Origin of the sequence: Lottiidibacillus patelloidae (assembly GCF_002262935.1) — a bacterium.
GTDB classification, from domain to species: domain Bacteria; phylum Bacillota; class Bacilli; order Bacillales; family SA5d-4; genus Lottiidibacillus; species Lottiidibacillus patelloidae.
Genome location: NZ_NPIA01000001.1, coordinates 432,304 through 454,384, shown reverse-complemented (window position 1 = coordinate 454,384; position 22,081 = coordinate 432,304). Strand labels below are relative to the sequence as shown.

General features: G+C 34.7%; 29 protein-coding genes. 5 read left to right on the top strand and 24 right to left on the bottom strand.

Annotated elements, in window-relative coordinates; all coding sequences use genetic code 11:
- Window positions 1-175: 175 nt before the first annotated feature.
- The 17 genes from CIB95_RS16310 to cyoE form a co-directional block, all read right to left on the bottom strand.
- The gene (locus tag CIB95_RS16310) at window positions 176-325 is read right to left on the bottom strand and encodes a hypothetical protein (protein WP_094921405.1); all 150 of its coding nucleotides are present in this window, start codon (window positions 323-325) and stop codon (window positions 176-178) included.
- An 81-nt stretch (window positions 326-406) separates the two neighbouring features.
- Entirely contained in the window at window positions 407-790 is a 384-nt protein-coding gene (locus tag CIB95_RS02555) for a hypothetical protein (protein ID WP_094921403.1), read from the bottom strand.
- Window positions 791-975: 185 nt separating this feature from the next.
- On the bottom strand, window positions 976-1,368 hold the full coding sequence (locus CIB95_RS02550; protein ID WP_094921400.1) for a hypothetical protein: 393 nt from the start codon (window positions 1,366-1,368) through the stop codon (window positions 976-978).
- A 203-nt stretch (window positions 1,369-1,571) separates the two neighbouring features.
- Window positions 1,572-1,964 (bottom strand): hypothetical protein, encoded by a 393-nt coding sequence (locus tag CIB95_RS02545; protein WP_233143879.1) that lies wholly within the window; start codon window positions 1,962-1,964, stop codon window positions 1,572-1,574.
- Window positions 1,965-1,993: 29 nt separating this feature from the next.
- Window positions 1,994-2,350, bottom strand: a complete 357-nt coding sequence (locus CIB95_RS02540) for an Imm32 family immunity protein (RefSeq protein WP_094921395.1) — start codon at window positions 2,348-2,350, stop codon at window positions 1,994-1,996.
- A gap of 89 nt (window positions 2,351-2,439) precedes the next feature.
- Window positions 2,440-2,652: a hypothetical protein gene (locus CIB95_RS02535; RefSeq protein WP_094921393.1), complete on the bottom strand. Its 213-nt coding sequence runs from the start codon at window positions 2,650-2,652 to the stop codon at window positions 2,440-2,442.
- A gap of 153 nt (window positions 2,653-2,805) precedes the next feature.
- Window positions 2,806-3,342 carry a hypothetical protein gene (locus CIB95_RS02530; RefSeq protein WP_094921390.1) on the bottom strand — a complete coding sequence of 179 codons (537 nt, stop codon included), beginning with the start codon at window positions 3,340-3,342 and terminating at the stop codon, window positions 2,806-2,808.
- Window positions 3,343-3,437: 95 nt separating this feature from the next.
- Window positions 3,438-3,926, bottom strand: coding sequence for a hypothetical protein (locus tag CIB95_RS02525; RefSeq protein WP_233143878.1), 489 nt, complete (start codon window positions 3,924-3,926; stop codon window positions 3,438-3,440).
- 160 nt (window positions 3,927-4,086) lie between these two features.
- Window positions 4,087-4,383, bottom strand: coding sequence for a hypothetical protein (locus tag CIB95_RS16395; protein WP_094921388.1), 297 nt, complete (start codon window positions 4,381-4,383; stop codon window positions 4,087-4,089).
- Window positions 4,384-4,972: 589 nt separating this feature from the next.
- Complete coding sequence (locus CIB95_RS02515; protein ID WP_094921386.1) at window positions 4,973-5,404, bottom strand: deoxycytidylate deaminase; 432 nt, start codon at window positions 5,402-5,404, stop codon at window positions 4,973-4,975.
- A gap of 108 nt (window positions 5,405-5,512) precedes the next feature.
- Window positions 5,513-6,082: an SCO family protein gene (locus tag CIB95_RS02510; RefSeq protein WP_094921385.1), complete on the bottom strand. Its 570-nt coding sequence runs from the start codon at window positions 6,080-6,082 to the stop codon at window positions 5,513-5,515.
- 74 nt (window positions 6,083-6,156) lie between these two features.
- Complete coding sequence (ctaG, locus tag CIB95_RS02505; protein ID WP_094921383.1) at window positions 6,157-7,059, bottom strand: cytochrome c oxidase assembly factor CtaG; 903 nt, start codon at window positions 7,057-7,059, stop codon at window positions 6,157-6,159.
- A gap of 107 nt (window positions 7,060-7,166) precedes the next feature.
- Window positions 7,167-7,472: a cytochrome C oxidase subunit IV family protein gene (locus CIB95_RS02500; protein ID WP_094921381.1), complete on the bottom strand. Its 306-nt coding sequence runs from the start codon at window positions 7,470-7,472 to the stop codon at window positions 7,167-7,169.
- A gap of 3 nt (window positions 7,473-7,475) precedes the next feature.
- Window positions 7,476-8,090 carry a cytochrome (ubi)quinol oxidase subunit III gene (locus CIB95_RS02495; protein ID WP_094921379.1) on the bottom strand — a complete coding sequence of 205 codons (615 nt, stop codon included), beginning with the start codon at window positions 8,088-8,090 and terminating at the stop codon, window positions 7,476-7,478.
- Between the two features lies 1 nt (window position 8,091).
- The gene (ctaD, locus tag CIB95_RS02490) at window positions 8,092-9,936 is read right to left on the bottom strand and encodes a cytochrome c oxidase subunit I (protein ID WP_094921377.1); all 1,845 of its coding nucleotides are present in this window, start codon (window positions 9,934-9,936) and stop codon (window positions 8,092-8,094) included.
- Between the two features lie 36 nt (window positions 9,937-9,972).
- Window positions 9,973-11,013, bottom strand: coding sequence for a cytochrome c oxidase subunit II (coxB, locus tag CIB95_RS02485; RefSeq protein WP_094921375.1), 1,041 nt, complete (start codon window positions 11,011-11,013; stop codon window positions 9,973-9,975).
- A 170-nt stretch (window positions 11,014-11,183) separates the two neighbouring features.
- On the bottom strand, window positions 11,184-12,125 hold the full coding sequence (gene cyoE, locus CIB95_RS02480) for a heme o synthase (protein ID WP_094921373.1): 942 nt from the start codon (window positions 12,123-12,125) through the stop codon (window positions 11,184-11,186).
- A gap of 348 nt (window positions 12,126-12,473) precedes the next feature.
- Between cyoE and CIB95_RS02475 the strand changes: the two genes are divergently transcribed.
- On the top strand, window positions 12,474-13,385 hold the full coding sequence (locus CIB95_RS02475) for a COX15/CtaA family protein (protein ID WP_094921371.1): 912 nt from the start codon (window positions 12,474-12,476) through the stop codon (window positions 13,383-13,385).
- A gap of 99 nt (window positions 13,386-13,484) precedes the next feature.
- Here CIB95_RS02475 and CIB95_RS02470 read toward each other — a convergent pair whose 3' ends face one another.
- The gene (locus CIB95_RS02470) at window positions 13,485-13,766 is read right to left on the bottom strand and encodes a YlaN family protein (protein ID WP_094921368.1); all 282 of its coding nucleotides are present in this window, start codon (window positions 13,764-13,766) and stop codon (window positions 13,485-13,487) included.
- An 81-nt stretch (window positions 13,767-13,847) separates the two neighbouring features.
- Window positions 13,848-14,774 carry a glutaminase A gene (gene glsA, locus CIB95_RS02465; protein ID WP_094921365.1) on the bottom strand — a complete coding sequence of 309 codons (927 nt, stop codon included), beginning with the start codon at window positions 14,772-14,774 and terminating at the stop codon, window positions 13,848-13,850.
- A 97-nt stretch (window positions 14,775-14,871) separates the two neighbouring features.
- Here glsA and CIB95_RS02460 point away from each other — a divergent pair, with 97 nt between their 5' ends.
- Window positions 14,872-15,372, top strand: a complete 501-nt coding sequence (locus CIB95_RS02460) for a hypothetical protein (protein ID WP_094921363.1) — start codon at window positions 14,872-14,874, stop codon at window positions 15,370-15,372.
- A gap of 35 nt (window positions 15,373-15,407) precedes the next feature.
- Here CIB95_RS02460 and CIB95_RS02455 read toward each other — a convergent pair whose 3' ends face one another.
- Complete coding sequence (locus CIB95_RS02455; protein ID WP_094921360.1) at window positions 15,408-16,733, bottom strand: PhoH family protein; 1,326 nt, start codon at window positions 16,731-16,733, stop codon at window positions 15,408-15,410.
- Between the two features lie 151 nt (window positions 16,734-16,884).
- Between CIB95_RS02455 and CIB95_RS02450 the strand changes: the two genes are divergently transcribed.
- Window positions 16,885-17,598, top strand: coding sequence for a YhcN/YlaJ family sporulation lipoprotein (locus CIB95_RS02450; protein WP_094921358.1), 714 nt, complete (start codon window positions 16,885-16,887; stop codon window positions 17,596-17,598).
- A 394-nt stretch (window positions 17,599-17,992) separates the two neighbouring features.
- Here the strand turns inward: CIB95_RS02450 and CIB95_RS02445 are convergent, their stop codons facing one another.
- On the bottom strand, window positions 17,993-18,448 hold the full coding sequence (locus tag CIB95_RS02445) for a pyridoxamine 5'-phosphate oxidase family protein (RefSeq protein ID WP_094921355.1): 456 nt from the start codon (window positions 18,446-18,448) through the stop codon (window positions 17,993-17,995).
- Between the two features lie 136 nt (window positions 18,449-18,584).
- Between CIB95_RS02445 and CIB95_RS02440 the strand changes: the two genes are divergently transcribed.
- On the top strand, window positions 18,585-18,785 hold the full coding sequence (locus tag CIB95_RS02440) for a YlaI family protein (protein ID WP_094921353.1): 201 nt from the start codon (window positions 18,585-18,587) through the stop codon (window positions 18,783-18,785).
- 535 nt (window positions 18,786-19,320) lie between these two features.
- Here CIB95_RS02440 and CIB95_RS02435 read toward each other — a convergent pair.
- The 3 genes from CIB95_RS02435 to typA are packed head-to-tail and all read right to left on the bottom strand — an operon-like array spanning window position 19,321 to window position 21,779.
- Window positions 19,321-19,605 (bottom strand): hypothetical protein, encoded by a 285-nt coding sequence (locus CIB95_RS02435; protein WP_094921350.1) that lies wholly within the window; start codon window positions 19,603-19,605, stop codon window positions 19,321-19,323.
- Between the two features lie 3 nt (window positions 19,606-19,608).
- Entirely contained in the window at window positions 19,609-19,911 is a 303-nt protein-coding gene (locus CIB95_RS02430; RefSeq protein ID WP_094921347.1) for a YlaH-like family protein, read from the bottom strand.
- A gap of 20 nt (window positions 19,912-19,931) precedes the next feature.
- The gene (gene typA, locus CIB95_RS02425) at window positions 19,932-21,779 is read right to left on the bottom strand and encodes a translational GTPase TypA (RefSeq protein WP_094921345.1); all 1,848 of its coding nucleotides are present in this window, start codon (window positions 21,777-21,779) and stop codon (window positions 19,932-19,934) included.
- 114 nt (window positions 21,780-21,893) lie between these two features.
- Here typA and CIB95_RS02420 point away from each other — a divergent pair, with 114 nt between their 5' ends.
- Entirely contained in the window at window positions 21,894-22,076 is a 183-nt protein-coding gene (locus CIB95_RS02420) for a DUF5325 family protein (RefSeq protein WP_094921342.1), read from the top strand.
- Window positions 22,077-22,081 lie beyond the last annotated feature (5 nt).

Sequence of the window (22,081 nt, the reverse complement as noted above, 5' to 3'; positions counted from 1 at the left end):
TCATTATAAAAGCAGTGGATTTCACATATGAAATCTCACTGCTTTAAACTTTTATAAGTAGAAACTTGCGACAATTACCGTTGAACTATCCTGATTTTCGTTAGTGGAATAAGATTACATTTTTATTTATACAGGTAAGGATCCTCATTCTATATCCTCATATATTTTTTACATATTAATTATCTGTTTGTTTTTGCTTCTTTTTCAAATACTCCGTACGTATTTTTTCAAGTTGCTGCTTTTTATCAAATTTACTAGACGTCTTTTTTTCATGAAACTTTGTCACAGCTACCTGACTTTTGGTATCCAATTGATATTTACCCACTATGCTCACCTACTTTTCTTATCTTTAAAGAGAATCTATTCAACAAATATAATATACCTTAATTCTTCTTAAAAATTTGTTTTATACCTTTATTATGCTTAAAAATTTTAAGATTAATGATATGATTCCAGTTATTATGAAGAAAAGCAAACTTGTTATACCCCAATAAAAAGCAAACGTTTCATAATCGCCGTAAGGACCCCCGTAATGAATTATCCCTAATTCAATTAGCACTATATTTATAACCGTTAGGGCAATCCAAGTTATCAAAAGCACTTTATTCCTATTATAATACAACCAAAAAAGTAGTCCGCCAACTAACGTAAAAGAGGGAGTTACAATGGCGACATACATTGTCCCATTCCAACTGTAACCCGTGGCTTCCAACTTTATTCCTTTTATTGCAAGTCCTAAAAATATAATAACAAATACATATGTTACTATTATTTGGATTTTATTATGCATGTTTCACCCCTGCATTACCTAAGTTTGTTAAATATTAGTTCTTAGTTCTTTAAACAATCTTGAAAACCTTTTTCATTCACTTTCCTGCTTCGTTAGCTCTTTAACGCCTAATTACTAATTCAATAAATGAGGGTGCTTCACCTTCTTAAAGGAAAGCACCTTTTTAAACAAAAATTAAAAGGTTTCTATTTAGCCAATTTCTTTTTAAAATAAACATATGGCAGACTTATTGTTAGGAATATTATAAAAAGGATAATTAAAAAAATACTATGATCTATTAGAGTTCCTTTAAGTGTCATAACGACTTTATAACGTTCCCAACCACTATAATGCACCTTTCCTAATGCAAATAGGATTTCAGATGTGACGAAGAGCTTAATGCAACTAGTTCCAATTATCTTCTTATAATTTGATTTAGTATTGGTTGTAATAAATGATATAAAAAGGACTATGCATGGTACTGTCAGGGAAAAATATGCTGCACCATTAAAACCACCTGAGGTTTGCGCTTCACTCCAAATACCAATAAGACCACCAATACTTAGAATGACGATGACGCTATAAAAGTATATTTTCACATTTGCTTCCCCCCGTTAGAAATGTTTGATTTAATGATTTAAAAGTTTAGTTTGCATACAAAAACAAAAATATTTAACGTCAATTTGTTGCTTATAAATTGACGATTGTGGAAGTATTAAATGCATCCATTTCAAAGTATTCTGAACTCGTTAGCTCAATAAAGATTCAATACGTATTATGCTGCTAATGCTATTAATCTGATTTATAACATTATAAGTGACAATACAATTATAACTATTCCTGCTAACGTCAGTACATCTTGGTATCTTTTATCTTTTTCAATGATTTTTTCATTTAATTGATGAATATTATTATTTAAGTGTTCATCAGGTGGAATTTCAGGAGTTTGCGAGCCCATTAATCCTCTACCACCAAAATATGTGGTTTTAAAAAATGGTAAAGTTCCAATCAACAATAAGAAACCAGAGAGGAGTCCCCATTTACCTAAAAATTCAATATCAAACTTTCCATTAGCTACAAATGATAAGAGAGCTAGCAAAATATAGGTACTTAAAACTAGCACACAGCTTAATTGAAATTTTTTCAGCATAATACCACCAACACCTGCCTTTATAATGACTTGCTTAATAAACACTTCTGCATTCATTAGCTTAATAGTGACTGTTATCTTTTAGGTTGGTATATTACAATGTCGACACTATCTTCACCATCAAAATTTTTAATATTATCAAAGTGATCATGGTAATTTGGATCTTCTGTTTCATAGTTAGCTAGTGCTATTAAGTATTTACCGAATTCCATCATATCTTTACGACCACCATATATATGTAATTCATGTTTACCATTTCTAACTAATTGTTCAGATTCTAAATCAAAGTGCATCCCTTCTCTTACATCAATCATTAAGCCACTTATTTCGGGCTCTACTACTCCACCACTAAAGACTGTTTTGTCTTTACTTACTTTATTTTTAAAATATTCAAGTGTTAAGGTAACCTTTTTTTGAACTTTATTTTTCATATGAATATATTCTCCCTACAATACTAATTAGCTTAATGTTTTTTACATACCTGACGTCGTTAGTTGAATAATTAAAAAATAAAGCAATATTACTTTTTAGAACGTTTTATCCAAAAATAGAGAAATAAAAAAATTGAAATAGCTATAATACCAAACAAGTAAAAATAATCTAGGATGTTTCGGATTTTAACATCCATCAGTGTTTCACCAGGACATCCTTCACAATTAGCTAACACTGTTGTAACAACGCCAGTTTGGCTCAATACAATAAAAAACATCGCTGCAACAATTATACGAAACATGTGTTTCTTCGTCCTCCAATAACTTTTTTCTATAAATCACTTCATGCTAGCAAACAAAATGAACTTCATCAATCCTGCCGATAAGTGGATATGAAGCAAACTGCTTTATCCAACTATTCTGCAATCGTTAGTTGTAGAAAGATATTTAATTATTTATCCTTTAGGATTATCATTTTCATCATAGTATTTTAATCCCATTTCATATTTAAAGTCCTCACAAACAACAAAGTAGAAGTCCTTTGACCAATCTTCAAAAACTAGAACTATTTCCTCTGGTTCTAATGCCACCTTTAGCTGTACTATTTCTGACTTTGTCGCGAGGCGAATATTGTTTGAAGAAAAAAATGTCGGACAGCTTATGTAACTAACATTTATAAAAGTTAGTTTTATTTCATAGTAGTATGTATGGTATATGCTACCTAAAATTATTAATTCATTACCTTCCAACTTATTCTCATTACTGTCATATGTTCTAATTAAATAGTCACTTATATTTGATTGAGATAATTCACTTTCAAGTTTTTTAATTTTTCTTTCATGATCAAGTCTCTGCTCATATCCTATTGAATTATTACCTTTAGGCGAAGGAAAAATCATTTCATTACTGCCTGTTTTTGCTCTTAAATAGGTGATAATAAGTACAATTGATAAGACTATTAAAGATAATATAAAGTAGCCTATTTTGATCACCTTCTCTATTTGCCATATTATTTTTCATTCCCCTGATCTCGTTAGTTCAAAAAAATTTAGACCTCCAACCAGACCTAATAAAAATTTTCTGTTTCTTATAAACTTTCTGGAGCCCATGTTGAAATTGAATTTTGCGGAGCTGCTACAATCAGGAAATCATCACCTGTAAAATCTGGTCCATCCCCCGCCTGCCAACATTCATAATTTTCATGGTATCCGTTAACAAATAGTACCTTTCCAGATTCAAAAGTAATAAAAAGGTGAGGAGTAATATCTCCTAATTTAATATCTGTTACTTTTTCTCTTCTAACAGATAATAGTGAATTTATCTTCGCAATCTCATCAATCTCATTTTGTTGACTCTTTTCATGTTTAAATTTATGAATAATATCTGTAATTGAGGGATATATGGACCATATTGTTTCAATGTTAATCCATAGTTTGTCAGGGTAGTGATTAATGTTATAATGTTCAAAGTAAACAAATGTTGTTTCAGGACCTAAGCCAAATTTAATCCCATCCAATTGACTCCCTATAAACATTTTCCTAAGTGTATTCTCAGCATAAAGTATATTTTCTTCCACTAAAAAAACTCCCCATAATAACTATTTAATAGTCTTTTTTACTATTCTGCCTTCGTAGCTCAATAACGTATGAATATCATTTCAATAAATAATGGTGTTTTTCTTTTTTAAAGCAGAACACACTTTGGTTTTAATATCCCATCAAATAATTCTGTAATTATTATTCCTCTATAAATTCAGTATTTTGTTTTTCTATAAAACTTTTTTCAAGTTCTACTAGGCAATATATATAGGTTTGATTATTAATTTCAGTTGTATCGTTTTGGTAAGCTGAATTTAATTTATAGAAGACATTCTGGTTTCCAAATAGGTAAGATTTTATTTGTCTAATTGCAATTCCCTTTTTTGAACTTGAATGTTTGGCTACAAGAATATATCTTTTATTCCAATCTGAATATGAAATAGTATACGTTTTACCACCAGAGAAAGAAGATGCAACAATTGCAGCTTTTAACATTTTAGTTAATGTATTTTGAGCAGGAACTTCATGTATATTTCTTTCTGTAAAATCTTCATCTTTTACAATTACATTTTTAATAAAAGTGAATACTGTAATTATTATTAGGGTTAGTTTTTTTAAAAATTAATTTTGACTATTGCTCGCCATGTGAACACCTCCGTAAAAAAGATTTGTCTTTAATTAAAACAACAAGCTGCTATTAATTAAATAATACCTTTTGAATCTTAACATTTAAGCCATAAACATATATGACAACTGCAACCAACGCTTATTGCACTATCCGTACCCGTTAGTTCAATAGTAAATATATTCCTTTATCTAATTTTAACATATATTCTAAATTGTCTTACTAATTATTTAGGGTACAAACTAAGTTAAGATTTTTACCCTTGGATAATCATAAAGCAGTAATAATGTTTTAAATCAACAAAAAACAGAGCGAAACCATATCCGATTTACTCTGCTAAAATAGTTGCTATTGTACCAGTTTTTATACTTGATGGTACCTCATAGTGAACTTCTTAAGGATCTTCTCGAACTTTTTCGATAAAGGAGGCAAATCAAAAAGCACCTATCAAGGTGCTTTTTATTCTGAGATTACCATATTAGCATCATAATGAATGACTTCCATTCCTTCTGTAAATAATGGAGAAAGTTCATTTTTATAGTGATGTAGATATACAACTCGTTTTATTCCTGCTTGATTAAGCATTTTCATACAATCTTGGCATGGATAGTGTGTAATATAAGCAGTTGCTCCATCTGTTGCGATACCATACTTTGCACATTGCAGTAAAGCATTTACCTCGGCATGAATTGTACGTTTACAATGTCCATCTACAATTAAGTGGCCAGCTTCGTCACAATGGTCTTGCCCACTTATAGCACCATTATATCCTGTAGCAATAATACGCTTCTCACGAACGAGTACACAGCCAACATGGAGGCGATTACATGTAGCACGAGTAGAAACATCTTCAGCTAAATCTAAAAAGTACCTATCCCACGATTGTCTCATCAGTTCCACCCCTACGATTAATATATGTAAACTATCTACTTACTTCTATAATTCTCCGTCCCTCTCTCTTATCCTGTTGAAAAAAGAAAAAACTCCTTATTAAGGAGTTTAGTCAACGAGCACTTCTATGTCAGAAATGATTTGTTCATGGTTAATTGTACTATCGTCAACAGACGACATTTTATGAAAGGCTCTAATTTGGTTATTTTCATCTAATAAGTACATCGTCGTTGCATGACTTACTAAACCACTGTCAGATACCATGTAAAAGAACTTTAAATCATCAGTGATAGCTTTAATTTGTTCATCACTTCCCGTCAAGAACTTCCATCCTTCTTCATTCGGGTCATAATTTTCTTTATACTCATTTAAAACTTCTACTGTATCTATACTCGGATCCAATGTAATCGCAATAATCTCTACATCTCCGGGAAAGTACCCTTCTTCAAGAAGTGTTTTTTGTACTTTATTCAGCTCAAACAACGTTAAAGGGCAAATGTCAGGGCAATTAGTATAGAAAAACGTTAATAACTTTGTTTTGCCATTGTCACTTGAATATGTATCACCATTCGCATTAGTTAAAGTAAAATGATTAACTTCACCTTTTACAGGTAACTGTTCCTGACATGCAGTTAAAATAAAACTCATAATAATAAAAGGAATGAGAAAACGTTTCATCGCTTATCTACCTACCAATCTATTTATTAAAAGCCGCAATGAATCAAATACCATTACGGCTTACACGTTCATAGTTATTGTTTAGTTGCTTCCATTGCAAGCGCATATTTTCTAGCTAGTTCTGCATCGTTTTTCTCTGCATTAGCTCGTTCATTACGAACCCAACTTATGAAAATATATCCAATGGCAGTACCATAGACAACTTCTTGGATCACTTTCATTAATACACCACCAAGCTGTTGGTCTTCTAATGGATCCATCAGTTGCACAAGTCCTGGTAAGTTTAAATCAGAGAATGATACTCCTGCTGGTAAACAGTAGCCTAAGGCAGTTGCAAATGTTTGTGGATCAGTATATGTGCCGTACATCGTAAATTTTGAAAAGATGATTAAGGCACAAGCAGGTGTTAATAACACACCATCTGCAAAAATATATCCCAACTTCTTTAATTCAGATAACTTATCATATTCAGGAACTGGACAAACTATTGGCCACCACATTAAAAATGCAGCAACTAACAATGTTCCGTGAAAAATTGGGTGAAGCGTATAGTTCGTCATTACTGTATCAAAAACAAGAGGAATATGGTAAATCGAAAATAGTCCATTAAAGAATATTAATGTAATCAATGGATTAGTTAAAATAGGAAATACTTTTTTAACTAATCGTTGCTTTAATACAGGTCTTACCATCGAAGCAGGTAGTCCTTTCAAAATAAAAGGTGGAGCCACCATAAATAAAATTGACATTTGCAGCATGTGAACACTAAATAATAAATGCGCTAAAACATCTACAGGGCTTCCAAAGCCAATATAAATTAACGTTAATCCAATGATAAAAAAGCTTTTCTGTTTTACAGATGCTTTATGATTACCTTTTTTGTTTACATAAAAGTAAATTGCTGCAATAACAGCTAGAATAGCAATAATATCTGGATTCCATAATGTTGTAAAAGAAAAGTTTTGTAAAATTTCCACTGGTGAAACCTCCTATCGGAGAATATTGAAAATATTATGAAAAAAAGGCTGCTATTCAACAGGTTAACGTATGAATGGGCAGCCTTTTTCATTGAACTATTAATTGTTTATTGCATTGTTAGAAGGCCAACAACAGTAATTATAGCAACTAATAATCCACTATAAATGAAGATTGTTGGGTATTCATGGTCTTTTTGAGCCATATGCATAAACACATAAAGTTGGAACAGTACTTGGATAGAAGCTAGGAATAGTAAGAATAATACTAATCCAGTACCCGACATTAAGTCAGCAGCTACTACGTAAAACGCGATTAATGTTAAGAAAATCATTAACACGAATGAGATAATTTGTTGTTTCCAATCTTCTTTATGAGCAAGTTTCTTATGGAGTTTTTCATGGTTATTTTCCATGGATTATGCCACCCCCAGTAAATATACAAGCGTAAAGATAAATACCCATACAACGTCGATAAAGTGCCAGTAAAGTGCAGCAATATAGAACTTTGGAGCATTGTATGTGCTTAATCCACGCTTTGCATTACGAACCATTAAGATAGTGATCCAAGTTACACCGAATGCAACGTGGGCACCATGCGTACCTACTAATGTGTAAAAGGCAGAACCAAATGCACTACTAGTCATAGTATGTCCTAAATGGATATAATGTACAAACTCATAAATTTCAAGAATTAAGAAAGCTAAACCAAGTGCAACAGTAATTCCTAACCAAATTTGCATTTTCTTGAAGTTATGCTCTTTTAAGCCGAAAATTGCAATTACACTTGTTAATGAACTTACTAATAAAATCATTGTTGCAGCAAAAACAAGTTCTAAATCGAATAATTCTGCTGGTGTTGGGCCATCAGCATACCCTTTACGAAGTGTTAAGTACGTTCCGAATAAAGATGCGAAAAGTACACACTCTCCACCAAGGAAGAACCAGAAACCTAAAAACTTATTTTTCCCTTCTAACGTAGCTTTTTCAGGGTTAGCAGGAAGGGTATTATTATTCACCGCATCATGGCTCATATTATTTACCCTCCTTTAGATCTTTTTCTAAATCTTCTTTATGAATATGATAACCGTGGTCATCAATTACTGAACGGAAGAACATAGCAACTAAAGTAGTTCCCATACCTATTAAGATTGCTGGTAAGTTACTACCAATGAATCCAAATCCAGCAATGAATAAACCTACTGACATAATAAACGGTATAATTGATCCGTTTGGCATGTGAATATCACCTAGTGGTTCAGCTGGCGTTAATTCTGTTCTACCATCCATCTTTTCAACCCATAAAGGATCGTAACCACGAACTAAAGGTGTTTGTGCAAAGTTGTACTCTGGAGGAGGTGAAGAAATCGCCCACTCTAGTGTACGAGCATCCCATGGGTCATTACCAGCGCGTACTTTACTACGTGCAGTAATAAAAATGTTTACTAATAGAATAATTGTCGCAACACCCATGAATAGTGCGCCAATTGTACTTATTAAGTTTCCTTCATCAAGCCCTTGGTCAGGTAAGTAAGTGAATACACGACGTGGCATACCCATTAACCCTAACCAGTGTTGAGGGAAGAATGTTAAATGGAATCCAATAAAGAATAACCAGAATTGCCATTTACCTAAACCTTCATGTAATAATGTTCCAAACATTTTTGGCCACCAGTAGAATAATCCAGCGAATAAGCCGAATACTACCCCACCTACGATAACGTAGTGGAAGTGAGCTACTACGAAGTAAGAATCATGATATTGATAGTCAGCTGAAGGAACAGAAAGCATAACCCCAGTTACTCCACCTAGAACGAATGTAGGTAAGAAACCTAATGCCCAAAGGTTCGCTGTATCAAATCTAATTTGTCCACCCCATAGAGTGAATAGCCAGTTAAATATTTTAATACCTGTAGGAATTGCAATAGCCATAGTCGCGATTGAGAAGATAGCATTAGCAATAGGTCCTAAACCAACTGTAAACATGTGGTGAACCCATACCATGAATCCTAAGAATCCGATTAATGCTACTGCGAATACCATTGATGTATATCCGAATAGACGTTTTCTAGCAAATACAGGAATTACTTCTGAAAGAATACCGAATGCAGGAAGAATAAGAATGTATACTTCCGGGTGTCCGAAAATCCAGAATAAGTGTTCCCAAATTGTTATGTTACCGCCAGCAGCAACATTAAAGAAGTTTGTATCAAATAAACGGTCAAACATAAGTAAAGCTAAACCTACTGTTAAAGCAGGGAAAGCGAATAGGATTAGTGCTGATGCAACAAATACTGTCCAAGTAAATAGTGGCATACGCATGTATGTCATACCTGGAGCACGCATGTTAATGATCGTAACTAGGAAGTTAATACCCCCAGCTAACGTACCAATACCAGCAATCTGTAATCCTAAAATATAGTAATCTACACCACTACCTGAATATAGATCACTTGAAGATAAAGGTGCATATGCAGTCCAACCTGCATCAGGTGCTCCTCCGAAGAACCAACTTAAGTTAAGTAATAGTCCACCGAAGAAAAACAACCAAAATCCTAGTGAGTTAATAAATGGGAATGCTACGTCACGTGCACCAATTTGAAGTGGTACAACTGCATTCATAAATGCAAATATTAAAGGCATGGCTGCTAGGAAGATCATTGTTGTTCCGTGCATTGTTAATAGTTGGTTAAACGTTGCACCGTCAACAAATTCCTGCGTTGGCCCCATTAATTGTATACGCATTAAGATAGCTTCAAGTCCACCGACTAAGAAGAAAAATCCACCAGCCACTAAGTATAAGATGGCGATTTTCTTATGGTCAACAGTTGTCAGCCAATCCCAAACGACACTTTTCTTTTTCGTGTGTGAATGTGCCACAGTGTTACCTCCTTTTGCTGTAAAAAGTATGTTCTATTAGTCCTCTAATACTTTTAAGTTAATTAAGTATTCAACAAGCGCATCTACTTCATCTTGTGTTAAGACTTGCTTGCCCATTTTGTTTCCTGGCTTTAATTCCATTGTATTAATTAGCCAATTAGCGATTTGGTCGCGTTGCTCTTGCTCATTTTCATAATATAAAATACCAGCAACAACTTCGCGCTCACCAAAGTTTTTCAAGTTTGGACCAGCCATTTCGAACTTTTGTTCACCAACAGCGTGACATCCAATACAACCTTTACTTTCAAATAACTGTTGCCCTTCAATAGCTAAAGGCGTTGTCATTTCTTTAGGAGGAGCTTGCATAGCTTCAATCCATTTGTCAAACTCTGGACGATCTAATGCAATAACTTTAAAGTCCATTAATGCATGTGATACTCCACATAACTCAGCACATTTCCCACGGTAAACCCCTGGTTCATTTGCTGAAATCCACATTACATTTTCTTCTCCAGGGTTATTATCCATTTTCCCTTGAAGTGTTGGCACCCAGAATGAGTGAATTACATCTTCAGAAGTAAGAGCTATACTTACTCTTTCTCCTGTAGGCATATATAGGTCTTGTGCTGTTCTTACTCCATACTCAGGGTACTCGAAGTCCCACCAGTATAAATAAGCTTTTACGTTAATTTTTACAGCATTTTCATCTTTAGAGTAGTCTTCTGCTAACTCAAAAGTCGTAATTACTGTAGGGATTGCTAAAATGATTAGTAAAATAATTGGAATTACTGTCCATACAAGCTCTAGTAAATGATTACCTTCTGTTTGCTTCGGAATTACGTTTTCTTGCCCTGGGCGTTTGCGATATTTAATAACAACATAAGTATAAATTGCAAAAACGACAACAAGAACTCCGATCATAATGTACAAACTAATCATCATCATAGAGTAGTTAATTTCCGCACCTTCACCTTTAGGCACTAGCGCAGTCAAATTGTCTCGTCCACATCCTGAAAGCACAAGTGTTAACAAGGCAAACAACGGAACGATTCGCGATAATTTTTGCCAAATTTTCATCTTTCAATAACCCTCACTTTCTTTGTTGAATTCCCTTTGTCTATTTACGATTAATGTAATGTAGAAAGGTTATGCATCCGATATTACTCAGATAAGCCTCCCCTCCTAACAAGAAGGCTTATCTCGGATACCGTAACGTCCTGCTTTCATAATTGCCCCCGCCCTTCTTGTTATATCGTTACAAGAACCATTAAAACAAATAGAATGGTCATATAATTTAATGAGAAAACAAACATCATTCTTGCCCATTTTAAGTCATCCTTCATATAGAATAACCCGTATAAGCCTAAAATAAGCCAGCCAAACCCTAAAACGATTGCAGCTATAGTATAGACAGTTCCTAACTTATATAAAAGTAAAGAAACAGGAATTAAAGCTGCTACCCACCAAACCATTTGGCGTTTCGTTAAAGCAAAACCTGCAACTACCGGTAACATTGGGATACCTGCTGCGCGGTACTCTTCACAACGCTTCATCGCTAAGGCTAGGAAATGTGGCGGTTGCCAAATGAACATGATTAAAAATAATCCCCATGCATATGGGTGAAGATTTGAATCAATTGCCGCCCAACCAATTAACGGAGGCATTGCTCCGGATATACTACCAGCAATCGTGTTGATGTGGTGTGTACGTTTTAACCATAATGTATAAACAATAACATAAACAAACAATCCAATTAAACCGAAAACTGCTGCTAAAATAGAAGTGTAAGCAAGCATCGCAGTTCCTATTGCCGAAGTAATAAGACCAACCCACAACACTTGTTTAATAGGAATACGACCTGTTGCAGTTGGTCGTTTATTTGTCCGCTCCATATGTTGATCAATATCACGGTCAATATAGTTATTTAAGGAACAACCACCTGCAATAACTAAAGCTGAACCTAGTAAAGCTAAAATCATATTGCCTATATTACCGGTTAACGTCGCACCTTCTGTAAAATAAATTGCTAACCATATACCTGTAAAGGTTGTTATTAAATTTGAGAAAACAATCCCTAATTTAGCAATTGTTAAAAAGTCTTTCCAAGTACCCGTCGGATTAGCCTCCGAAAGTGGTCCTGGTTCCATTACTTTATTTGCAATCTCATAAGCTGTTTTTGATTGAGACATGCTGAACCCTCCTTATTTTAAGGTAATCTATGTTGTAACTGCTTGATAAAAGTCACATAATACAAAGTCACATCTTTTATAATAAAATAGTTCTTACCTGTTGTGCAATAACTTTTGTCACAGTTTTTTATTTCAAAAGATGTTATCCATAGTGTAACAAGGTCAGTCCATTTTGGCATAAATGAAATGTGTCAATATTGTGAAATGATGACCGTCTATTCCTTTTATAATGATAGTCATGCTATGATATTTTTAGGCTTTTATCCAAGGTATACAAGCCACTAATATATATTAACATAATGCGACAAAAGAAAACATCAATCATTCAAATAATAGAGGGTGAAATATATGAAACAACTTCCATTAAAAATATTTTCAGTTATCACATCTATATTTATGCTTTTCGTCCTTATTCTTGGGGCAGTAGTAACGAAAACAGGATCAGGAGAAGGTTGTGGTGATGATTGGCCATTCTGTAATGGTGAAATTATTCCGAGCAATCCATCTATTGAAACAATCATTGAGTACTCTCACCGCCTCACATCTTCAACAGTTGGACTATTAATCATTATCTTAGTCATTTGGGCATGGCGAGCAATGCCCAACAATAAGGAAGCTCGCTTTTTTGCATCAGCAGCGTTGTTTTTTGTAGTGTTACAAGGGCTCCTAGGAGCGGCTGCCGTAGTTTGGAGCCAATCTGCATCTATTTTAGCTCTACATTTCGGCTTTTCTTTACTTTGCTTTGCGTCTGTGTTCCTTTTAACATTGTTAGTCTTTGAAAAAGACAGTTATCTAGAAGAAGTAACCATTCGTAGTAGAAACTTACGTAAGCATATCTATGGAATAGCGATCTATACGTATGTAGTTGTATATACTGGTGCTTTGGTACGGCATACAAAGACAAGCTTAGCATGTAAAACTGTTCCACATTGCGGAAACGACACATTTTTCTGGACTTCAAAATATAGTTTAATTCATATGGGGCACCGCTTCGCTGCAATATTTTTATTCTTCTGGGTCTTATATGTATTAGTGAAAGTTTTAAAAGATAAAAACGAGTTGAAAGTTGTTAAGTTTAGCTTTACACTAGCATTCATTTTCATACTAGCTCAAGCTATTTCAGGAATGTTAGTTGTTGTAACTTTACTAAATTTAGCTATTGCATTATTGCATGCAGTATTTATCTCTTTATTCTTTGGAATTATCGCATATCTTTGCATCCTGGTAAGACGTGCAAACAAAAAGGAAAATAAAATATAACTATATCGTAAACCCACCCGTCTACTCAGGTGGGTTTCTTATTCAAAAAAAGGGCTAATCCTTTCGACGACCGTAGTGGTCTTCTAGGACAGCCCTGTTTTATTTATTTTGTGATGCTTCATGTAATGCAGAAAGTTGCTTTTCAAGTTTTTCCAAAAGTTCTTTTCCTGCTTTATCTTCGACAAGCCCTAAGCGTACCGCAAAGTCGATTTCACGAGACAAACCGAACATTTGAGTATCTAGCACCTCTTCATATAGAGGACATTGTGGCATCGTTAAGTTTTCCATTTGAACTTCTATAAGTTTTAAAATTTTATTTGCATCTGCTTTTAACAGTTCATAAGCAGCTTCTTGATAATTCGTCTTAATATCAGTGGACATTGTAACTCCTCCGTTCCCTATTGCCAATCCTCCTTTAATAATATTAGCTTTTAAAGGACGAAAATGCAACCAATGAGGATTTTAAAACATACTTAAATTATAGCGCTTCGAAAGCATCTCTAAAAGTTTTATTCCTGCCACGCTATTTCCTTTCTCATCTAAAGCTGGACCGAATAATCCAATCCCCATTCGTTGCGGCACTGCACTTAAAATACCTCCCGAAACACCACTTTTGGCTGGAACGCCGATTTTTATCGCAAATTCACCAGAAGCATTGTACATACCACAAGTGACCATAAATGTTTTACAAATCCTTGAAATATGCAACGGAATTATTCTGCGTCCCGTTTGTGGGTCGACCCCATCCCAAGCAAATACTGCACCAATACGTGATAAATCTAAACAATTCACCTCAATTGCACATTGCTTTGTATACAGGTCAATTAACTCTTCAATGTCTCCGTTTATTATGCCATGTTGTTTCATAAAGTAACTAAGTGAACGGTTTAAATGTGATGTTTCATATTCAGAATGGGCAACTTCCTCTGAATATGAAATATCGGTATTATTTGTCATGTCATGAACAAGTGCCAATAACCTACCTAACTTCTCTTCCTTCGTATCGCCATTTATCATATTCGTTACTGCTAATGCACCAGCATTTATCATCGGATTGAGTGGTTTAGACGGAATGCTAGTTTCTAATTTTGAAATTGAGTTAAACGGATCTCCTGTTGGTTCCATTCCAACTCGTTCAAAAACGTACTCTTCTCCTCGGTCCATTAACGCTAGTGCAAGCGCAATAACTTTTGAAATACTTTGTAGTGTAAACTTTTTTTCGATATCTCCTGCAGAAATGCATTTCTCTTTATCATAAATCGCTATTGATAAATCATTTTTGTTCGCTCTTCCTAATGCCGGGATATAGTTCGCTACCTTCCCTTGTTCTGTAAACTGCTTGGCAATTTCTACAAACTCCTCTAATTGCTCACTTTCTTTACAAACCATACAAATCACCCCTACCATTACTATACCCAAAAGTGACAAACGATAGCGAACGATTTATACTATGAAAAGAAGAAAATGAGTCAAAAAGGAGTTCGTTATGGAAAACGTTATTGTAATTCAAGGTCATGTAAACTTTCCCATCACTATTGATCCAACAGTATGGATATTTGATGATCGAAAAGTAGATTTAACAACTTATTTCTCTGAAGAAAAAGAAGAAAAAGATGATGAAATCTTAGCCTATACGAAAGCTGTTTCTAAGCATTGGGACCGTGAAATTAAAGAAGGTGCTGCATTCCCACCAATTAATCGTTCTTTAAATAAATTCGAAAAAGATGAAGCTTTAACAGGGTCATTTGCTATTGCCTTATCTCCATTTATTAAAAATGCTGAACCGAAAGAAGGTTCAAGTCAATTAATTATTGTAACGAAAGACGAAAAGACAATTGAAATTCCCCTATCGAAAGCCCATGATGCTATTTTAGGTTTTTCAAAAGATGGTAAGCCCGTTGAAGACGGACCAGTACATTTTTATTTTGGAGATGGCTCCAATAAAGACGAACCGATTAAAAACATTATTAAATTTTTAATTAAATAGGGGCTTTTAGAGCTCCTATTTTTTCATTTTAGCTATTACAATAAATCTGCTGCTAATTGTGCTAAATCAGATCTTTCCCCTTTTTCTAGCTTTACATGGCCACTAATACATTGCCCTTTAAATTTCTCTACTACATAAGTAAGTCCATTATTATATTCGTCTAAATATGGATGATCAATTTGTTCTGGGTCTCCCATTAAAACAATTTTACTCTTCTCACCAACACGTGTTAATATCGTTTTTACTTCATGCTTTGTTAAGTTTTGTGCTTCATCAATGATAATAAATTGTTCTGGAATACTCCGTCCACGAATATAAGTGAGAGCTTCTACTTGAATAGAACCTATTCCAGCCAATATCCTCTCTAACTCACCTTGCTTTTTAGTATTAAATAAAAATTCCAAATTATCATAGACTGGCTGCATCCATGGCTTTAACTTCTCTTCTTTTTCACCAGGTAAATAACCGATATCTTTCCCTAACGGTACAATCGGCCTAGCTACTGCAATTTTTTTATACAGGTTTAAGTCTTCTGTTTGCATTAATCCAGACGCTAAAGCTAATAATGTTTTTCCAGTACCAGCTTTTCCTACTAGTGTAACCAACTTAATATCATCTCTTAAAAGCAATTCAAGCGCCATTTTTTGTTGAACATTACGCGGGCGTATTCCCCACACTTGTTCTGTATCCATATGGCATTGTTTCAGCATCCCTTGATTGTTTACAATCCCAAGTGCTGATGAGGAACTTCCCAAGGCATCTTTCATAATTAAAAATTGATTGCAATAAAGAGGGTGGTCAGCTAGCTCAGAAGTCGAAAGTTCCTTTTTTTGATAAAATTTATCCAATACGTCAGAGCTAATGTATTTTTCCAAGTAACCTGGATAGATTCTTTCTATATCAATAACACGGTCACCGAGGAAATCCTCTGCTTGAATGCCAATTACATCAGCTTTCACCCGTGCTAAGATATCTTTACTGACTAGGATAACTTTTCTACCGTCCTCTTTTTCTTTCTCTTCCATTTGTAAATTTAGTGCAACAGCTAAAATGCGATTATCATTCGTCTTTTCTCCAAATACTTCTTGAAGTTTTTCATAAGAACGATGATTCATTTCAATTGTTAGTGATCCACCATTTTCTAATGGTATTGACTCATGGAGTTTCCCTTTTCCCCTAAATCGATCGATCATTTTAGATACTTGGCGTGCGTTTCTCCCAATCTCATCCATATATCTCTTTTTAGAATCCAGTTCTTCTAATACTATTGCTGGTATGACGACGACATTGTCTTCAAAGGCATAAATCGCTCTTGGATCTTGAAGAAGCACATTCGTATCTAACACATATATTTTCTTCAACCTTTCGCCTCCTGACATATTTCTTGTCTTATTTGTACGTATAGTGCCAAGTTTGAGAAAAAGGGTTCATTAAAATGTATGTCCATATGCATAAAGATAGACGAAGAAAACAACAATATTGGTAAGATTGTACTGAAAGGTAGGAACCAAAATGAGAAAAACTTTTTTTCTATTCGCTTCTGTATGCCTTTTTCTAATTGGTTGCCAAGCTAATAATGATAACAATCAAAATTATGAGGTTGGAAAAAATGAAGACGGTTTGCGAAATATAAGTACGAACGATGATGGGAAAGAAAAGAAATTATCTGCAACGCAAATTGCTGAAAGGTTAGTTAAAATTGCTTCCAATGATGCTGATGTGAGGGATGCAACAGCCATAGTTGTAGGTAAATATGCTTTAGTTGGAATCGATGTCGATAAAGATATTGATCGCTCTAAAGTAGGAACTATTAAATTTACAATTACAGAAGCATTACAAAAAGATCCGTATGGTGCTAATGCTGTAGTTACTGCAGACCCAGATATTGTGCAGCGCGTCAAAGAGATGGCAAAAGAAATTCGAAACGGAAAACCTATTTTAGGTGTAATGGAAGAGTTAGCTGCAATTATCGGCAGAATCATCCCTGAAGTTCCAGACGAAAGCCACAAAACTCATCCTGAACCTACTGAGGAAAATGAGCCGAAAATGGAAGGCGGCAAAAATAAATTAGATGAAGTTCAAGATGATCAAGCGAATGACATGCTAAAAAATAGAGATGGACAAGGACAAGACCAAAGAGATAATGAAGAAGCAGAACAACCTCAAGAAGGTCAAGGCACTGAGGACGATGATTTAACTGAGGAAGAAGTGGAACAAGGGGAATAAGAAAAGCTGAAGCGACCGTTTAGCGCCATAAATTCTGGAGCACTTTGTTTGAGATAAAGGAAACACGCTGAGCTGCGCGAAGTGATGTTGACTTATCGTAAATAAAAAGTGTGAAGAATTGTAGGCGTTGGGAGCTGAAGCTGGACAAATTATGAAAAGCTGAAGCAATCGCTTAACGGCGTAAAAACTGGAACACTCTGATTAAGATAAAGGATTCACGAATAGTGGTAACTATTCGATGTAGACTTATCGAAATGAAGAGTGTGAAGTTTTCTAGACGTTGATTGCTGAAGCTGGACAAATTAAGAAAAGCTGAAGCAATCGCTTAACGGCGTAAAGCACTTCTTCTAATTAAAAAAGCTTACCGGAAAATCCGGTAAGCTTTTTCCTATATTTATGCTTTTTTCATTGCGTCCATTACTTGACGGTCTAATTTAGCTGCAGCTTCCTCATCATACGTTTTTGCATATTCAGGCTCTTGCGAAATTTTCGCACCATAGAACATAATATCACGCACTTCTTCAATGTTAATTTCAACACATGATAACTTTAAAGGTACATCTTCTAAGCGTTCTGCTTTAACAGAAGCTTTACCTGTAATTGAGTATGTAGACTCATTTCCGATTAATACAAGCGTAATACCGTCGTTTTTCTTAATGTTTTCAATGTTTCTAGAGCGGTGGTCTACTGCAAAACGAATCTTATTTTTATCCGGAGCGTACACCCAAGAAATTGCACTTACATTAGGAGTACCATTCTCATAATCAACCGTAGAAATTAATACGTAACGTTCCTTTTGTAATAGTGGAAGTAATTCATCAGTTAACTGATTTTCAATTTTGTTAGTCATCATAATTCCTCCTCTTAACTCTTTTGAATATATACTTATACTATACCTATTTTATAGGAAAGATAAAACAAAAAGCGTTTTATTTAACAAATTTGGTATAATCAAAGTATAAATGATAAAAAAGGTTGGTGTTCACTTGAGAGTAAAATGTGTTTTGTGCGATAAAATTGAATCCATTGATGATAATAACCCTTTAGCGAAAAAGTTAAGAAACCGTCCAATACATACATATATGTGTAACCCTTGTAATGAAAGAATTGCAGAAAGGACTACAAAGCATTTAGAATCAGGAGATTTCAAACTATTTAGATCTCCGAAAAAGGATGAAGATTGGTAAGAAAAGCTGAAGCAATCGGTTAACGGCGTAAAAACTGGAGCACTCTGATTAAGATAAAGGATACACGAATAGTGAAGCTATTCGATGTAGACTTATCGAAATGAAGAGTGTGAAGTTTTCTAGACGTTGATTGCTGAAGCTGAATCAGCTAAGAAAAGCTGAAGCGACCGCTTAACGCCATAAATTCTGGAACACTTTGTTTTGATAAAGGAAACACAGCGAGTGAAACGAGCTGATGATGACTTATCGTAAATAAAAAGTGTGAAGAATTGTAGGCGTTGGGAGCTGAAGCTGGTTCAGCTAAGAAAAGCTGAAGCGACCTCTTAACGCCATAAATTCTGGAACACTTTGTTTGAGATAAAGGAAACACAGCGAGTGAAACGAGCTGATGATGACTTATCGTAAATAAAAAGTGTGAAGAATTGTAGGCGTTGGGAGCTGAAGCTGGATCAGCTAAGAAAAGCTGAAGCTAATACTTGAATAAAAAAAGCAGTGATACATTAGTGTATTCACTGCTTTTTTATTACTATTAGTTTCACTCATAATTACGATAATATTCTGGTCTTTCATTAATTTGTTCCAACATAATATCGATAAGTTCAATTGGATATTGTTGCTTTTTAACTTCACCAGATATTTCGTAATGAACATAATACATCGGATCCTTCTTTTCAACAGAAACGTTTTCAATATTATGTTCTTCATTTAATAATTCATAAAAGAACTGCTCAGTATCTTGAGCAGCAATATCATCCTTACGTGCATCAGCAACTATCTTTATCGTTAACCAGTTGTAAATGGCATCTTGGATTGACTTCACGATTTATTCACCCGCTTCTGTACTTCTCTCATTGTGTAATCGAATTTTATAAACAATGAGTATTAATGCAGCTATTGCTAATGATTCGACTACTGGAAGTCCAAAAACAGCAAATATTTGCAATATTAAGCAACCAAATAGCAGCATGATGTAGATGAAAATTGTTTTTAAGATCGGCAATTTCTGCGCAAATCCTAAATTGTATACGACAACTGTTAAGGTCACAATAATCCCATAAAGGAGCCACCCAGCTAATTGTGGGTGGGAGTCATAACCTAACGCATCTAAAATCCATGAACCTTCCATTACTACTCACTCCTGCTACATTAAATCTTTTGGTCAGCTAACTTTTTACGCTTAGAATCTCTTTCACGTTCGCTCTTATTTAATAACTTTTTACGAAGACGGATTGACTCAGGTGTTACTTCACATAATTCATCTTCGTTTAAATATTCAAGTGCTTCTTCAAGCGTCATAATACGAGCTTTTTTCATTGAAGTCGTAGTATCTTTGTTTGCACTACGGATATTCGTTACATGTTTCGTTTTAACGATATTTACTGTTAAATCGTTCTCACGAGTATGTTCGCCAATAATCATACCTTCGTATACTTCAGTAGCTGGCTCAACGAAAATTGTTCCGCGGTCTTCAACAGCCATAATACCGTAAGTTGAAGCTTTTCCAGTTTCTAATGATACTAGTACTCCTTGGCGTCTTCCACCAATTTGTCCTTTAATTAATGGACGGTAGTCTTCAAACGTATGGTTTAAAATTCCGTAACCACGAGTTTGAGTTAAGAACTCTGTTGAATATCCGATAAGTCCACGAGAAGGAACAGCAAACTGCATACGCACTTGACCATTACCGTTGTTAGACATATCAAGCATTTCACCTTTACGGTATCCTAAAGACTCCATAACAGGTCCTGTGTAGTCTTCTGGAACGTCAATGATTACTCGCTCGTAAGGCTCACATTTTACTCCATCAATTTCACGAATAATTACTTCTGGCTTAGAAACTTGAAGCTCATAGCCTTCACGACGCATATTTTCAATTAAGATCGATAAATGTAATTCTCCACGTCCAGAAACAACCCACATGTCAGGAGAGGCAGTTTCTTGAACACGTAAACTAACATCTGTTTCTAGTTGTGCTAATAAACGCTCTTCAATCTTTCTACTTGTAACCCATTTACCTTCACGACCAGCAAACGGTGAGTTGTTAACTGAGAACGTCATTTGTAAAGTAGGTTCATCAATACGTAAGATTGGTAATGCTTCTGGATGTTCAACCGGACATACTGTTTCTCCAACGTTGATTTCTTCCATCCCTGCAATCGCGATAATATCGCCAGATTTAGCTTCGTTAATTTCAACTCGCTTTAATCCTAGGAAACCGAATAATTTTGTTACACGGAAATTTTTCACAGAACCGTCAATTTTCATTAAGGAAACTTGTTGACCTACTGCAATTTTCCCACGGAAAACACGACCTACACCAATACGTCCTAAATAGTCATTGTAATCAAGCATTGTTACTTGGAATTGAAGCGGCTCATCCGTATTGTCTACTGGCGCAGGAATATTTTCAACGATCATGTCAAAAATAGGATCCATTGTGTCCACTTGTTTTTCAGGATCAGAATCAAGACTAGAAGTTCCGTTCATTGCAGATGCAAATACAACAGGGAATTCTAATTGTTCTTCGCTTGCGTCTAAGTCAATGAATAAATCGATTACTTCATCAACAACCTCGTCAGGACGAGCAAAAGGACGGTCAATTTTGTTAACTACAACGATAGGTGTTAAATTTTGCTCTAAAGCTTTCTTTAATACAAAACGCGTTTGTGGCATACATCCTTCATATGCGTCAACAACTAATAAAACACCGTCTACCATTTTCATGATACGTTCTACTTCTCCACCGAAGTCAGCGTGTCCAGGTGTATCAAGAATATTAATTCTTTTTTCTTTATATTGAATAGCTGTATTTTTCGCTAAAATTGTAATTCCACGTTCTTTTTCTAAATCATTTGAGTCCATTGCACGTTCTTCTACTTGTTCATTAATACGGAACGTACCTGACTTGTGTAATAGTTGATCAACTAGGGTAGTTTTCCCGTGGTCAACGTGGGCAATAATTGCTATATTTCTAATCTCTTCACGAAGTTTCATTCATTTCTCTCCTTAAGTTTCATCATAACTGTGCTATTATAACATAAATTTTATGACATTCTTCTTTTTCTTTCGCAAAACTTCCGTTACACTTACAGAAGGAGGGTGAGTACTATGAGTCGTCATAATATATATTTCTTAACATTATCAATTTTTACCGTTCTATGCCTGTTACTTGTTGGAGTAGCTATCGCATATCGAAGCGTTACAGGTATATTGCTTGCCATTGTCGGCGTCATTATATTTATGGGAATTGGTTTTATGAAGAAAAAGCAATTAAGGGAAGAAAATGAATAAGAAAA